6 protein-coding genes and 1 pseudogene are annotated in these 16,304 nt (G+C 68.3%); 3 read left to right on the forward strand and 4 right to left on the reverse strand.

Annotation, left to right across the window (positions count from 1 at the left end):
• Together A9X05_RS10620 and A9X05_RS10625 are read left to right on the forward strand one after the other, a co-directional pair.
• Window positions 1-333: pseudogene (locus A9X05_RS10620) on the forward strand (aminotransferase); the annotation flags it as partial.
• Between the two features lie 162 nt (window positions 334-495).
• The gene (locus A9X05_RS10625) at window positions 496-2,328 is read left to right on the forward strand and encodes a DNA polymerase III subunits gamma/tau (protein ID WP_067781140.1); all 1,833 of its coding nucleotides are present in this window, start codon (window positions 496-498) and stop codon (window positions 2,326-2,328) included.
• A gap of 61 nt (window positions 2,329-2,389) precedes the next feature.
• Here the strand turns inward: A9X05_RS10625 and A9X05_RS10630 are convergent, their stop codons facing one another.
• Together A9X05_RS10630 and A9X05_RS10635 are read right to left on the reverse strand one after the other, a co-directional pair.
• A complete protein-coding gene (locus tag A9X05_RS10630; protein WP_197499007.1) occupies window positions 2,390-3,697 on the reverse strand; it encodes a class I SAM-dependent methyltransferase in 1,308 nt (435 codons plus the stop codon).
• Window positions 3,694-5,085: an FAD-binding oxidoreductase gene (locus A9X05_RS10635; RefSeq protein ID WP_067781137.1), complete on the reverse strand. Its 1,392-nt coding sequence runs from the start codon at window positions 5,083-5,085 to the stop codon at window positions 3,694-3,696. The genes A9X05_RS10630 and A9X05_RS10635 overlap by 4 nt, the downstream gene beginning before the upstream one ends.
• Window positions 5,086-5,152: 67 nt before the next feature.
• Between A9X05_RS10635 and A9X05_RS10640 the strand changes: the two genes are divergently transcribed.
• Window positions 5,153-5,590 carry an SRPBCC family protein gene (locus tag A9X05_RS10640; protein WP_067747234.1) on the forward strand — a complete coding sequence of 146 codons (438 nt, stop codon included), beginning with the start codon at window positions 5,153-5,155 and terminating at the stop codon, window positions 5,588-5,590.
• Here the strand turns inward: A9X05_RS10640 and A9X05_RS10645 are convergent.
• Both A9X05_RS10645 and A9X05_RS10650 read right to left on the reverse strand, forming a co-directional pair.
• A complete protein-coding gene (locus A9X05_RS10645; RefSeq protein ID WP_067747263.1) occupies window positions 5,587-6,309 on the reverse strand; it encodes a class I SAM-dependent methyltransferase in 723 nt (240 codons plus the stop codon). The genes A9X05_RS10640 and A9X05_RS10645 overlap by 4 nt on opposite strands.
• A gap of 38 nt (window positions 6,310-6,347) precedes the next feature.
• Window positions 6,348-16,304 (reverse strand): non-ribosomal peptide synthetase (locus A9X05_RS10650; protein ID WP_156736629.1); only part of this gene is annotated, 9,957 nt, incomplete at its 5' end.

Genomic DNA, 16,304 nt, shown 5'->3' on the forward strand with positions numbered 1-16,304 from the left:
TTCGAGCTGGCGCTGGACATCCTGGACAAGCGGCTGGGCGATTCCAAGATCGCCACGTGGACCGAACCCCAGGGTGGCTACTTCATCAGCCTCGACGTGTGGCCCGGGACGGCGCGCCGGACCGTGGCGCTGGCGAAGGACGCGGGCATCGCGGTGACCGAGGCGGGGGCGTCGTTCCCCTACCGGAAAGACCCGGAGGACAAGAACATCCGGATCGCGCCGACATTCCCGTCGCTGCCCGACCTGCGCGACGCGGTCGACGGGCTGGCCACCTGCGCGCTGCTGGCGGCCTCGGAGTCGCTGCTCGTCTCCGCCGCATCGAGTGTGAGCTGAGGGCGACGACACGCCGAGCCGGATCGCCCAGGGCTCACACCGAATGCCGCTGATGCACACTCAAAGCCCGTCGCGCTCTAGTCACCGGGCCTACTGTCCGGCTTCTCAGCGGGCCCTGCCGTGCCCGCATCGTGGTCGGACCGCGCCGGTAGCCTGCTGACCGTGGCCCTCTACCGCAAGTACCGTCCGGCAACCTTCGCCGAAGTGGTGGGGCAGGAGCATGTCACCGAACCGCTGTCGATCGCCCTGGAGGCCGGCCGGATAAACCACGCCTACCTGTTTTCCGGCCCCCGGGGCTGCGGGAAGACGTCCTCGGCGCGCATCCTGGCCCGGTCGCTGAACTGCGCGCAGGGTCCCACCGCCAACCCGTGCGGGGTCTGCGAATCGTGCACGGCGCTGGCCCCGAACGCCCCCGGCAGCATCGACGTGGTCGAGCTGGACGCCGCCAGCCACGGCGGGGTGGACGACACGCGCGAACTACGGGACCGCGCGTTCTACGCGCCGGCGCAGTCGCGCTATCGGGTGTTCATCATCGACGAGGCGCACATGGTGACCACCGCGGGTTTCAACGCCCTGCTCAAGATCGTCGAAGAACCGCCCGAGCACCTCATCTTCATCTTCGCCACCACCGAACCGGAGAAGGTGTTGCCGACGATCCGGTCGCGCACCCACCACTATCCGTTCCGGCTGCTACCCCCGAAGACCATGCGGGCGTTGATCGGCCGGATCTGCGAACAGGAGGGCGTCGTCGTCGACGACGCGGTGTACCCGCTGGTGATCCGTGCCGGCGGTGGCTCACCGCGCGACACGCTCTCGGTGCTCGATCAGCTGCTGGCGGGCTCTGAGACTGGTCCCGGGGGGCCCCACGTCACCTACCAACGCGCGCTCGGACTGCTGGGGGCCACCGACGTCGCGCTGATCGACGACGCGGTGGACGCCCTGGCCGCGTCGGACGCCGCGGCCCTGTTCGGTGCGGTGGAATCGGTGATCGACGCGGGCCACGACCCGCGGCGCTTCGCGACCGACCTGCTGGAGCGGTTCCGCGACCTCCTCGTGCTTCAAGCCGTTCCGGACGCCGTCAGCCGCGGCGTGGTGGACGCCCCCGAGGACGTGCTCGACCGGATGCGCGACCAGGCGACCCGCCTCGGGTCGGCTACCCTGACCCGCTACGCCGAGGTCGTGCAGGCCGGGCTGGGCGAGATGCGGGGGGCGACGGCCCCGCGCCTGCTGCTGGAGGTCGTCTGCGCGCGGCTGCTGCTGCCCTCGGCCAGCGACACCGAGTCGGCCCTGCTGCAGCGCGTCGAGCGGATCGAGACCCGGCTTGACATGTCCATTCCCGCCTCCGAGGCCGCCGTCGCGCACCCGCCGCCGGTCGCCGCTCCAGTGCGGCCGCGCAGGGAGGCCGCCCGGCCCCGGGAGGCAGCCCCGCCCAGGTCGGCGCCGCCCGTACCCATGCCGGAGGCCGTCCCCGAACCGGTCCCGGCGCCCGCGGTCCCCGAGCCGGTCCCGGCGCCGCCTGTCGCCGAACCGGTGGCCGCGCCGGGCGAACTCAACGCCGCCGCGGTGCGAACCATGTGGCCGACCGTGCGCGAAAAGGTGCGTCAGCGCAGCCGCACCACCGAGGTGATGCTGGCGGGCGCGACCGTCCGGGCGATCGAGGAAAACACGCTGGTGCTGACGCATTCGTCGGCGCCGCTGGCCAAGCGGCTGTGCGAACAGCGCAACGCCGACGTCATCGCCGAAGCGCTCAAGGATGCCCTGGGCGTCAACTGGCGGGTGCGCTGCGAGGTGGGCGCCGCGACACCGGTCGAGTCGCCGCCGCCGGCACCGCCGGCCGCCGAGCCCCCGCCCGACCTGGCCCAGCGCGACGAAGAGGAGCACATGCTCGCCGAAGCCGGCCGCACGGAGGCGTCGGAGCCGCGCCGCGACCCCGAGGAGGTCGCGCTCGAGCTGCTACAGAACGAGCTGGGCGCGCGCCGGATCGATAACGCCTGACGCCGGCTAGCGGCGATCGCAAGCGCGGCGGGGCCGGGCGCGGAGGGTCGCCGCCAGAAGGCTAGGGCGCCCACCAGGGCCGCAGCGGCAGGTGATCGTCGCCGCACGCGTCGACGTTGGCCGCCAGCACGTGGTGCAGCTGCAGGTTGTTCTGCTCAAAGGCCACCCGCGAGGCCGCCATGTACAGGCCCCACACCTTGGCGGTGGCCAGGCCGACCTCGTCGACGGCTTCGTCCCAGTGCTCGACCAGGTTGCGGCACCAGTCCCGCAGCGTCATCGCGTAGTGGTGCCGGAAGTTCTCCTCGTGCAGCACCTCGAAGCCCACGTCCTGGACCTCGGTGATGATGCGGCCCGAGCCGGTCAGCTCGCCGTCCGGGAAGACGTAGCGGTCGGTGAAACCACCCGCGAACGACGTCGACTTGTTGTCGTGGCGGGTGATGCAGTGGTTGAGCAGCAGGCCGCCGGTGCGCAGCTTCGACTTCAGGAACCCGAAGTAGGCCGGGTAGTTCTTCACGCCGATGTGTTCGGTCAGCCCGATCGAGGATACTGCGTCGAACCCGCCTTCGGCGATGTCGCGGTAGTCGGAATGGCGGACCTCGGCGAGGCCCGCGAGTCCCTCCTCGTCGATCGCCCGCTGCGCCCACCTGGCCTGCTCACTCGACAGGGTGGCGCCGATCACCCGGACGCCGCGTCGGGCGGCGAAGCGGACCATGCCGCCCCACCCGCAGCCGACGTCGAGCAGCCGGTCGCCCGGCTGCAGCCTCAACTTCTCGAAGACCAGCCGGTACTTGTTGTCCTGGGCCTCCTCCAGCGTCGCGTCGGCGTCGGGGTAGACCGCGCACGTGTACGTCATCGACGGGCCGAGCACCCACTCGTAGAAGGTGTTGGAGACGTCGTAATGGTGGTGGATGGCCTCGGCGTCGCGGGTCTTGGTGTGCATCAGCCCGTCGGCAATCCGGCGCCACCGGGGTGGCGTCTCCTGCGGCGGCGGGGCGACCGGCACCAGCCGCTCGAGCCCCATCGAACGCACCACGTTCGCGAGGACGCGAGCCGGCGGCCGCTTGAATTGGACGCGGTCGGTGAGCGTCTTGAGCAGCTGGTAGGGATCACCGGCGTGGACGCCGTAGAGGTCCAGGTCGCCCGCCACATACGCGCGGGCGAGGCCGAGTTCGCCTGGAGCGGTGGCCAAGTAGGTGGCGCCGCGCGGGGTTCGCAGGTCCAGGCCCAGTTCGGCGTCCGCACTGCCCGCGATGCTGCCGTCGTAGGCCGTGAACTTCAGGGGATGGTGCCCGGTCGCGGCGAAGATCTCCAGGATCTCCGCCATGCTGAGCTTGCCGGTGGTGCGGTGGGGTTCTTTGATCGTCGTCATCGCCGTTGTACCGCCTTTGCGTAGAGGTCGAGGAGACGGGAATCGGGATCGTAGGTTTTCTTGACCGTGTTGTAGGCCTCGCCGCCGTACAACTCGTCGAATTCCTCGCGGGCGTAGTACGAGTCGGAATATAGCGACTTGTGCCCGTCGAATTCGCTCACCTTCGCTTCGATCTTCCGGTTGGTTCCACCTTCCGTGGTGCCCGCCGGCACCGAAGACCAAAAGCCGATATTGACGTACGTGTGGTCGGGCCGCATCGGATACAGCGGCCAGCCCTCGTGGTCGCGCAGCCGCAGCGGGCACAGCCAGAGGGGGGTGATGGGCACGTTGCCCAGGAACCACTCCAAGAATTCGCAGGTCCGTTCGACGGGAACCTCCACGTCTTGGACCACCCGCTCCCGCGGCGGACGCCCCTTGCGTTTCTCGATCCGATCGGCGATACCGAACCGCTGGTCCATGGCGACGAGCTTCGAGTAGACGCTGCTGCGCCGGTAGCGGCGCGGCCACCAGCGCCGCAATCGGGGGTTCTGCACACCGAATGCCCGCGAGCACCAGAACCAGTCGGTGTCCCAGCGCCAGAAGTAATCGTGCATCGTCAGCCGGTCGTCCTTGGTGGCTTCCACGCCTGGGAAGTCGTGCCGAATCGATTGGTAGTAGATGTTTTTCCCGGTGTAATCGCTCACCGGCCCCGGGTTGGTGGTTCGCCGGCCCACGCACAGGTAGCTTTCGTCCGCGCTGAACACCACGCCGTCGAGATAGTCGACGGGTGTGCCACCCTGGCCGCCGGTGTCGATGATGCGTTCCATGGCCGCGACCAGCTCGGGCAACGAGCGGAAGCGGACATGCCGCAACGCCACAAACGGCGCGACGGGCTCCAGCTCGATCCGCAGCCGGGTCGAATAGCCGAGCGTCCCATAGGAATCGGGAAAGGCGCGAAAGAGATCGGCGTGCTCGGTGCGGGAGGCGGTCAGCAATTCGCCGGCACCGGTGAGGATGTCCATCTCCAGCACCGATTCGTGCGGCAGGCCATTGCGGAACGACGCCGACTCGATGCCCAAGCCGCTGACCGCCCCGCCCAGCGTGATGGTCTTCAGCTGCGGGACGACCAGCGGCGAAAGGCCAAAAGGCAAGGTCGCGGCGACCAGGTCCTCATAGGTGCACATGCCGGCGACGTCGGCGGTGCGGGATTCGGGATCCACACCCAGCACGCCGGTCAGCCCCGATGTGTCCAGGCCCGGGGCGTCACGTTTGGTGCGGGCGCGGAACAGATTTGACGTTGGTTTGGCGAGCCGGACGGCGGACGTCGCGGGGATGGATCGATAACTCGCCATCAACCGGTCAACGCCCGACTTGTGCGCCGACAGTGCAGATCCAGGGACAGGCACCACATATACCCTAGTCTTCGACCACAGCCCGTGCACCCGAGCGCGGGCGGGCATAGCTTCAGGAGTTGTTTTGGGACAGGTGAGTGCTGCCAGCACGATTTTGGTCAATGTGGAGCCGGCCGCCACCTTGGCGGCGGTTGCGGACTATGAGACGGTCCGTCCGAAAATTCTGTCCCCGCAGTACAGCGGCTACCAGGTGTTACAGGGCGGCCAGGGGGCCGGCACGGTCGCCAAGTGGAAGTTGCAGGCCACCAAGTCCCGAGTCCGCGACGTGCAGGTCAACGTCGACGTCGCCGGCCACTCGGTCATCGAGAAGGACGCGAACTCGTCGATGATCATCAACTGGACCGTGGCGCCCGCCGGGCCCGGCTCGAGCGTCACCGTGAAGACCACCTGGACCGGCGCGGGCGGCGTCAAGGGATTCTTCGAGAAGACGTTTGCACCATTGGGACTGAAGAGGATTCAGGGCGAGGTCTTGGCCAACCTCAAGCGGGAATTGGAGGGCTAGGCGCGACTGGCGACCGCCACCGTCGGCCCGAGCGCCCGAGTGCGGAACTCGACATTGATCGACGGATCCGCATGCCTTGCGAGCGCCGTCAGCGCCGACGGGCTGTACGCCCGCAACGAGCTGATGACCCCGTCGTGTGCCAACGGGATCAGCCGAGTGAACGGGAGCACCGCCGCCAGCACCATGACGTGGAGCGGCGCCGGAGGCCTGCGGAGGTCGATGATCAGCAACTTCTTCGCGGCGCGGGTTCCCTCGGCGAACACCCGGGCGGCCTGCTCGGGGGGTAAATGGTGCAGCGACAGCGCGAACAGCGCGAGGTCGTAGTGGCCGTCCGGGGCGTCGATCGCGGTGGCGTCCATCTGCCGCACCGTCGCCCGCGGGTGTGCGCCCAGGTCGCCGGCGGCGACCTCGGCGACGAACGCGGGATCGACGTCGGTGACCGTGACATGCGCCGTGGGGTGGTTGGCCAGCAGCCTGCGCGACAGACCGCCGAATCCGGCCCCGAGTTCGAGGATCTTCGGGGAGGGCACATCGGCCACCTCGGCGAGCGCCACCCGGGCCAACCCCTCGTGCGCGCGCGACCGTCGTCGTTCGGCGCGGTCGAGCGCGGCGATCACCCTGCGCTTGAGATCGTCGACGTCGTCGCGGTCCAGGTATTCAAGCCGGTCGGTTTGTAACCTCCGGTCCAGCCAGGAGGCGTCCGGCCCGCCCCGGGGCATGCGCGCAAAGTCGACCGAATCAACCGTTTGCCGTTTCTTCACCGTGACCGCCTCGCGTTCTCCAGAGCAAATTTGAGGTGCTCGCCATACATGTTGAGCGACGCGGTGCTCAGCATGTCGTAGTGCGAGCAGTCGATCGAGTATGCCGTGAAGGAACCGGCGGTATGCGATTTCCACTTCTTCAGCCGCGACCTGGCCGCCAGGTGAGTTCCCATCTTGTGCATTTGCGCCAATAGCGTTGGGTCGCCGCCATTTCGGTGTCCGTTGCGGGCGGCGGAGAACACGACCATGTCGCCGTCGAACACCTCCGGCACGTGCTCGGCCAGGAACGATTGGCTGGCGTTGGCGCTTTTGACCATGAACTCCAACAGCTCTTTCGGCGGCAGGATGGAGCTGCCCAGCTTCTGGCGAATCAATTCTTCGGCGCGCTGATAGGTGAGGGGGCCCGGCTGAGCGTCTATGCCGTTGGCGCGGAGAATTCGCTGAAGGATCTGACTCTCGGCCGATGCGCGAATCTTGTTGGCGCCGAGCCTGGTTACGCCCTTGGTAGCCGAATAGGGAGCGTCGAGCAACACCAGGCTTTGGACCACGCATCCGCGTCTCTGGAGCTCGATCGCGAGTTCCTGGGCGACGACGCCGCCGAAGGACCAGCCCAGCAGCTTGTACGGCCCTTCGGGATAGAGCGCTTGGAGCGTGTCGGCGTATCTGGCCGCCATCGCCCGAATCGATTCGGGTTCGCCCTCGCCGTTTTGTGGGACGCGGTTGATTCCGATGACTGGGCAATCCAGGTACCGGCCCAACGCTCGGTACGGCCAGCTGAGTCCGAAGCCGTCATGGATGCACCACAGTGGTACACCGCTGCCCTCGTTGAGGGTCTCGACGGGCACCAACTCCTCGGCGCTCGCGGGCGTGCCCAGTTGCCGGCTGAGGCGCCGAACGGACGGCGCGTAGAACAGGGTGCGCACCGCCAGGCCCGCGCCCAGGGCCGCATTGATCGCCGCGGTTGCCCGCATCGCCGAAATGCTGTCACCGCCCAGGTCGAAGAACGAGTCGTCGACTCCGACTCGTTCCACACCGAGCACCTGCGCGTAAATGTCTGCCAGGACCTTCTCGACCGAATTCGCCGGGGCCCGGTACCGGTCGCCGTCCGCGTACCGGGGCGCCGGCAGCGCCCGCGTGTTCAGCTTGCCGTTGACGGTCAGGGGCAGCGCCTGCAGTGCCATGACCGAGGCCGGGACCATGTGGGCTGGTAGCCGTCGGGCCAGTTCCGCGCGCACAGCGGCCGGGTCGGCGGTGCCGGTGATGTAACCGACCAAGCGCCTTTCGCCGGGGCGGTCCTCGCGGGCGATCACGGCCGCGTGCTCGACGCCCTCGAGTTCGGCTAGCGCGGTGCGGATTTCGCCGAGTTCGACTCGGTAGCCGCGGATCTTGACCTGATCGTCGGTGCGCCCGAGATACTCGAGTTGCCCGTCGGCGCGCCAGCGCACCCTATCCCCCGTGCGATACATCCGCGTTCCGGGCGGCCCGAACGGGCACGCCACAAACCGCGAAGCGGACAGTCCGGGCCGACGCCAATAGCCGACTCCGACACCGCGTCCGGCCACGTAGAGTTCGCCGACGACACCGGCCGAGACCGGGCGCAGCCAGCCGTCGAGCACGACGAGCGCGGCGCCGGGCACCGGCGCACCGATCGGTACGACATCCGATCCCGCTGTAAGGGGCGCGCTCAAGGTCACCCACATCGTTGTCTCGGTCGGGCCGTATTCGTTGATCATCACCCGGCCGGGTGCCCACCGCTCCACGACGTCGGGCGGGCAGGGCTCACCGCCGACCAGCAACGCCACCGACTCCAATCCTTCGGGCGCGAGCGTGCTGACCGCCGTCGGCGTTTGGCACAACACCGTGACCTCTTCGGTGACCAGGAGCTGGTGGAAGTCGGCCGGGGATGCGGCCACCGACTCCGGCACCACGACCAGCCGTCCGCCATTGAGCAGGGCGCCGAATATCTCCCAGCCCGAGATGTCGAAGCTGTAGGAGTGCCATTGCGTCCATACCTGTTGTGGCGCGGCCAGATCGGGATCGAGCGACCCGACCAGCTGCGTCACGTTGTGGTGGGTGATCGACACGCCTTTGGGTACGCCGGTCGTTCCCGAGGTATAGATGATGTAGGCGAGCTCATCAGGATCCGGCAGCGGCAGGGCGGTGATGGGGCATGTCGAGACCCGGGGGTCGTTGACGTCGATGACCGGCAGCGCGGACCCGTCCAGCCGGTCTGCCGAGCCTCCGGTCGTGATCGCGGCGACCGGTGCCGCATCGGCGATCATGAACTCGATCCGGTCCCGCGGCAGCGCCGGGTCGATCGGCAGATAGGCCGCACCGGCCTTCAACACCGCGAGGATGCCGACGATCGCGTCCGCCGTGCGGGCGGACAGCAGCGCCACGCACCGTCCGGGCCCCGCCCCCCGTTCGGTCAACAGGTGCGCCAAGCGGTTCGCCGACGCGTCGAGTTCGCGGTAGGACATCGAGCGACCGGCGCAGGTGACCGCCACGGCATCGGGGGTGCGCGCGACCTGAGCGGCGAAGGACGCCGGAATGGAGACCGGTGTCGCGGGCCGGTCCAGCGTTGCCAGGTTGCCCCAGTCACGGAGGCGGGCGTGTTCCGGCTCGTCGAGTAGGTCGAAGGTGGACAGTCGGGCGGTCGGGTCGGCGGTCATGGCCTTCAGCACGCGTTCCAGCTGCGTGATGAGTATGTGGATGGTGTCGGCGTCGAAGATGCCGGTGTCGTATTCCAGGCGCACGCCGAGCTGCTCACCCGTGCGAGCTTCCAATGTCAGTGGGTAATGGGTGGATTCGTGTGTGGTCATGTCGGTGACCGCGAACTCACGGGCACCCGCCATCGCGCTGGTGTCGACGGGATAGTTCTCGTAGACGAAGAGCGTGTCGAACAATTGGTCGTGGCCGGTGATGTGGTGGATCGCCGTGAGCGCCAGGTGCTGGTGATCCAGCGTCTGGTTGTGGGCCTGCTGGAGGTGGTGCAACAACTGCGTGGTGGTGGTGTCCGCGCCGATGGTTGCGCGCACCGGCACCGTGTTGATCAACAGCCCGACAACCGATTCCGCGCCGGGAAGCTCGGTCGGGCGTCCGGAGACCGCGGCGCCGAAGACGACGTCGTGTTGGCCGGTCAGCCACATCAGCAGTTGCGCCCAACCGGCCTGCAACACGGTGTTGACGGTGGTGTGATGCGAGCGCGCCAGTTCGGTGAGCGCGTGAGTCGTCCGCTCCGAGAACCGATACGAGGCCTCGCCTCGGCGCCCGGGCCCCGTCCTGTTTGCGGAGCCGACGAGGGTGGGGGTGTCGAATCCGGTGAGAACCTCGCGCCATGCGGTGTGGGCGGCATCGAGGTCGCGATCGGCCAGCCAGGTGACGAACCTGCGATACGAGGTGGACGCCGGGAGCCGCTGCCCGTAGTAGGCGGCGAACATCTCCTGCAACAGGATCGACGTCGACCAGCCGTCGAGCACGATGTGGTGATTGGTGACCACGATCCGATGCCGGTCCGGTGCCGTGCGGATGAGCGCCACCCGGAAGGCCGGCGGATTCGCCAGGTCACAGACGGCGACGCGCTCGGCCGTGCACAGCTGCCGGATTCGGGTATCGGTGTCGTCGATGTTGTCCAGTTCGACGTACTGCCATGCCGCCGCGGGATCGGCAGGGATGAGTTGAACCGGTTCGCCTTGGGTGCAGAAGCGGGCCGCAAGGTTGGGGTGGCGATCGACCACGGTCTGTACCGCGGCGCGCATCCGGTCGGGGTCCAGCGGCCCGGTCACGGTGAAATCCAGTTGGACGGAATAGAGTTCGGCCAGATCGTCGAGACCCTGGGTGGTGCTGGCATGGAACAACAGGCCCTGCTGCAGCGGGGTGAGCGGCAGAATGTCGGCGACCGAATACTGCTGTTGGAGGGCGTCGATCTCCCGCTGGGTGAGCCGCGCGGGTGCGATGTCGGAGGGGGTCAGACCGCCGCCACCCCGCGCGACGTGGGCGCAGACGCCGGCCAGGGCCTCGAACCACAACCGGTTGAGTCGGCTGACGCCGGCGTGGTCGAGCGCTGAGGGCGCCCAGGTCCAGGTGGCGTTCAGCGCAGGGCCGGAATCGGTTTCGACGGCGACGGCGCTGAGCTCTACGGTGTGCATCATCGGCATGTTCACCGCAGACGCGGCCGCGGTGAACGCAGATCCGTCCGCGCTGATCAGCCACAGATCGTCCGACGGCTCGGAGCCGTGTGCGCCAAGACGTCCCAGATAGTTGAATCCGATCGTGGGTTCGGCGCCCATGAGCGTGGTGTCGAGGTAGCGCAGCAGCCCATAGGTCAGGGGATCGGGGAGCGCGCGGAGTTGTTCCTTGGCGCGCTTGATGATCGGGCCGAGGTCGGCATCGCCGGCCACCACCAGCGCCCAGGGCAGCGTGCCGGAGCTCAGCGCGACGGGGTATTTGGTGGTGAACCAGCCCACGGTGCGGGACAGGTCCACGTCGGCGGCCAGCTCTTCGTCGCGGCCATGGCCTTCGACGTCGAGAGCGATCGCGGCGTCGCCGGTGCCCAGGAACTCGGCGCAGGCCAATGCGAACGCGATCAGGAGGATGTCCTGGATTCCCGCGTGGAACGCCGCGGGCACGTCGCTCATCAGCTGGCGGGCGGTCTCACCGTCCAGCGACGCGGTCAGGTGCCCGGCGTTTGCGTAGGTGTCTGGCGCCTCCGGCAGGGCGGGTCGCGCCGCCAATACCTGCTGCCAGGCCTCGCTCTGCGCCAATACCGTTGGGTCGTCGGCATGTTGGGCGAGGAGTGCGGCCCACCGTTGGAATGACGTCATCACCGGGGGGAGGGCTATCGGGTGCCCGCTGTGGTGTTGGGCCCAGGCGATGTTGATGTCTTCGAGCAGGATCCGCCATGACACCGCGTCGACGGCCAGGTGGTGGATGATCAGGGCCAACTGCCCGGTGGTGCTCGCCCACACGGCGCTGAGCATGACCCCGCCGGCCGGACTGAGCCGGGACCGGGCGGCGATGATCGTCTCGTCGGTGAGCGCGTCGACGGTGTGCAGTAGCGCTGCGGCGTGCGCCGAGTCCGGTTCTGGCACGGTCAATTTCCAGCCGCCGGGCCCGTCGTCGACGCGCAGTCTCAACATGGCGTGCCGGTCCAGCAGGGCCTGCAGCACGACCGTGACGTCGGCCAGTTCGACACCCGCGGGTGCCTGCAACACCATGGTCTGGTTGAACTGGTCAACGGGGCCGTCGACGCTGCTCAGCCAGCGGATTATCGGGGTCGCCGCCACGTCGCCGATTCCCTCGTCGATGGGCCGGTGCGTGTCGGCCTCGCCGACCACCCGGGCCAGTCCGGCCACGGTTTGCTCGACGAAGATGTCGCGCGGTCGGCAGCTGAGGCCGGCCGCGCGGGCCCGCGACACCACCTGCATCGACAAGATGCTGTCGCCGCCCAGGTCGAAGAACGATTCGTCGACCCCGACCCGGTCCAGCCCGAGCACTTGGGCGTAGATCCCGGCAAGGATCTCTTCGGTCGGGGTCTGCGGTGCGCGGAAGGGCGTGTCGGCAAAGACCGGCGCCGGCAGCGCCTTTCGATCGATCTTGCCGGACGAGGTCATCGGGAACTCGTCGAGCACCATAATCTGCGTCGGCAACATGTAATCCGGCAACCGCGCGCTCAATTGGCGTCGGACGGCGCTGATCCGCGTGTTGTTGCGCGGGTCGTTGGCGGGTTCGTCGTGACCATCGCGGTTCGGCAGGTATACGTCGCCGATGGTCGGGATGCTTCCCTCGGCGGCGGCCGTGAAGACGGCATCAAGCGTGCCCGGTTGAGTGCCCCACGTGACCGCAACGCGATAGCCAATGGCTTCGCCGAGGCGGTGCAGTGCTTCGGGTGTCGCGGTGCCGTTCGATTCCACGCGGGCGGCCTCAGCGAGCGCGTCGGTCAGGGGTAGCCCCGCCGCCAGGCCCTGTCCGATTTGGACGTCGGTGACCAAGCCGGCGCGCGGGATCCCGCATATTCGGATGTCGGCGGGACGGTCGGAGTTCAATCGATCCTGCAGCCCGTTCAAGCCGGCGCAATCGGCCCACGCCCAGGTCGGGGCGGCGCCCAGGGAATGCACCGATGTGGGCGCCTTGTGCACGACGACGTCGTAGCGGTACCGGGTGAGTTCGTTGTCGGCCGCTCCGCGCTTGACCTGGATGTCGAGCGCCGACGCCGCCGGATGGCTGGCCGCCCAACCGGTGAAAAACTCTGGAGCGAGCAGGAGTTCGGCCTCGCCGACGACGGCGCGCTGGATGCGGTGACGAAGTTCGCCCGCGTCTGTGTTGCCGCTGCGGGCGAGCGCCACCGCGGTCTGGAATGCGCCCTGCAGGCTGTGGTTGCGGACATCGCCGATGAACAGCGATCCGCCGGGGCACAGGAGTTCCATGACACTGTCGATGAGGTCGGCCAGATACCCCGCGTTGGGGAAGTACTGAACGACCGAGTTGAGGATCACGGTGTCGAAGAAGCCCAGCGGCAGGCCGTCGGTCACGTGGGCGGGTCGAGTCAGCAGCTGGACGCGGTCACGCCAGGGGAGCTCCAGCCGTTCCATCGAGCGGGCGAGGTAATCGATTGCCGCCGCGGACATGTCGGTGGCCACGTAACGCTCGCACTGCGGGGCGACTTGTGAGAGAACCAGGCCCAGGCCCACCCCGATCTCCAGTACCCGCCGCGGTCGCAGGGCCATGATCCGGTCCACCGTCAGCGAACGCCATTCCTCCATCTCCGCGAGCGGGATCGGCTCGCCGGAGTAGCTGCTGTTCCATCCCCGGAAGTCGGTGCCGAGCCCGGAGGTGCCGGCCTCGGCGCCGTAGAGGTCGTCGTAGACGTGCTGCCACTGCGCGACGATTTCGTCGTCGTCGTCGTTGTCGGCGGTGGCGGCGTGCTCGAGGGCCACGTAGGCGACGAGGTTGGCGCCGGTCCCGCCGTTGTGCATCGTGGCTGCGGCCATGGTGACGTGCGGGCAGGCCAGCAAGCTGTTCTCGATCTCCCCCAATTCGATTCGTTGTCCACGGAGTTTGACCTGGGTGTCGGCGCGTCCCAAGTAGTCCAGCGTTCCGGCTGCGGTCCAGCGGACCAGGTCGCCCGTGCGGTACAGGCGTGACCCGGGAACCCCAAAGGGGTTGGCGATGAACCGTTCCGCGGTCAACTCCGCCCGGCCGAGATAGCCGTGCGCGACGGCACGTCCGCCCAGATACAGTTCGCCGACGACGCCGATGGGCGCCGGGCTGAGCCGGGTGTCCAGCACGAGAGCGCACACACCCGGGACGGGGGTGCCGATTCCCACCGGCTGCCCCGGCGCCAAGGGTCCGCCGCAGGTGGCCCAGATGGTGGCCTCGGTGGGGCCGTAGGCGTTGAACATTCGCCTCTCCGACGCCCAGGCAGCCGCCAACTCGCTTGGGCACGCTTCCCCCGTCGTGATGAGCGTGTCGACCGCGTCGAGGCGGGCGGGGTCCAGCGAGGACAGCACCGACGGGGTCAAGACCGCAGCGTTGACGCGCTGATCACGCAGCAATGCCGTCAACGCCTCGCCCGCAACGGCTTCCGGCGGCGCCACCACCAGCGCCGCCCTCGCCCCGACCGCCAGCAGCAATTCACCGATCGATACATCGAAGGTGGGCGCGGCGAGCATCAGCAGCCGCGTACCCGCATTCAATCCGAAGAGCTCGCCGAGCGAGGCGATTTCCAGCAGGCCACCGTGGCTGACCGCGACTCCCTTTGGGGTGCCGGTGGATCCGGACGTGAAGATGACGTGGGCGGTGCTGTTGACCGTCAGGGGTGCCAGGCGGTCGGCGTCGGTGATCGGGTCAGCGCTCAGCCCGGATAGGTCGAAGTCGTCGATGCGGAGCACGCGGCGGCCGCCGGCCCAGTCAACGGTGCCGGCGTCGCGGGTCAACACGCAACTCGCGTCTGCGGTGTCCAGCACGGTCGCGATGCGCTCGACGGGGTGAGTCCGGTCGACGGGCACGTAGGTTCCGCCGGCTTTGACGACGGCCCACCAGGTGAGCACCAGTTCCAGACACCGATCCATCGCGACCGCCACCGCGCGCTCCGCGCCGACGCCCGCCGCTATCAGTGCGTGCGCCAACCGTGTCGACGCCTCGTCGAGCTCGCGATACGACATCGAGCGGTCACCGTCGACCACCGCCACCGCGTCCGGGTCGGCAGCCGCCGCTGCCGCCAGCAACTGCGGCGCGACTCCCACCTGTGCATCGACCCCGGTGCCGGCCCACGTCGATTGGACCAATTCGCGCTCGCCGCAATCCATCAACGAGATGGCGCCCACCACCACCGCTGGGTCCGCGACCACCGCGTCCAGCACCCGCCCGAACCGGTCGACGAGACGCTCGATGGTGGAGCGGTCGAAGAGATCCGTCGCGTATGTCACCGATCCGGCGGCCCGTGGAGCGGCCGGGTCGTCGGTGGGCACCTCCACCAGTTCGAAGTCCAGGTCGAAGCGCGCCGAGCGGGTGGGCACCGCCCACTGTTCGACGCCGACGCCATCGATCGCGAACGCGTCCGGGCGCACGTTGTTCTGCAGCACCATCAGCACCTGGAACAAGGGGTGGTGCGCGGCCGAGCGCGCGGGATTGAGCTGCTCGACCAACCGCTCGAACGGCACGTCCTGATTGCTGTAGGCGTCCAGGGCTTTATTACGCACCCGCGCAAGGACATCGGTGAACCGGCATGCCGGATCCACTTCCACTCGCAACACCCAGGTGTTGACGAAGAATCCGACCAGGTCGCTGAGCGCACGATCCGACCGCCCGGCGATCGGTGTGCCCAGCACCACGTCGTCACCCACGCCGACCCGGTGCAACAAGACCGCCATGACAGCCTGCAACACCATCGAGGCCGTCGCGTTGTGCGTCGCTGCCAGCTGCTTGATCCCGGCCCAGACCCCCGGCTCGATCAGCAGATCCACCTCGCCGCCGCCGTAGCTGGGCACCGGGGGCCGGACACGATCCGCGGGCAGCGACACGATTTCCGGCAGTCCGGCCAATTCGCCTTGCCAATAGCGCAACTGGCGAGCGATCACACTGTCCGGGTCGGACTCGTCTCCCAGCAGCTCCTGATGCCACAGCGTGTAGTCCACGTATTGCACCGGCAGTTCGGCCCAGTCCGGTATGAGCCCCGCGCATCGGCTTGCGTAGGCGACGCCGATGTCCCTGAACATGGGAGCCAGCGACCAACCGTCAAAGGCGATGTGGTGCAGCACAATCGCGAGCACATGCTCCGCGGGTCCCGTCGAATAGATTTGCGCGCGAATCGGGATCTCCGTCGCCAAATTGAATCGGTGGCTCGCGAGCGCGATCAACTCGCCCGCGACCTCTTGCTGATCGCCCAGCGGCACGACGGTGGTGTCGCCGCGCCGCCACATCCCCGGCTGGGCCGCCAACACCTGCTGGTACGGGGCGCCGTCGACGTCCGGGAAGACGGTGCGCAACGACTCGTGGCGGCCGATCAGGTCATCGAGGGCCGCGGTCAGCGCCTCGACGTCCAACTCGCCGGTGATCCGGAAGGCGGTCGGCATGTTGTACGTCGCCACCCCGCCCTCGAACTGGTTGACGAACCACAGGCGGTTCTGGGCGAACGACAGTGGAATCTTCGCGGGACGCTCCCTGCGTCGCAACGGTTTCCGTCGAGTGCCTCCGGCGAGGCGGGGCGCCAACTCGGCGACGGTGGGGGCCTCGAACAGGGTGCGGACCGAAACGTCGGCGTCCAGGTCGGCGTTGACGGCGGCGATCAGGCGCATGGCCGACAACGAATCCCCGCCGAGGTCGAAGAAGGAGTCGTCGATGCTGATGCGGTCGAGGCCGAGGACTTCGGTGTAGATGGTGGTCAGGAGTTCTTCGATGGGGGTGGTGGGGGGGCGACGTACAACATGCCGACCGCCTTCCGGATCACCGGCGAG

Origin of the sequence: Mycobacterium sp. E3298, assembly GCF_001666895.1 — a bacterium.
Lineage (GTDB): Bacteria > Actinomycetota > Actinomycetes > Mycobacteriales > Mycobacteriaceae > Mycobacterium.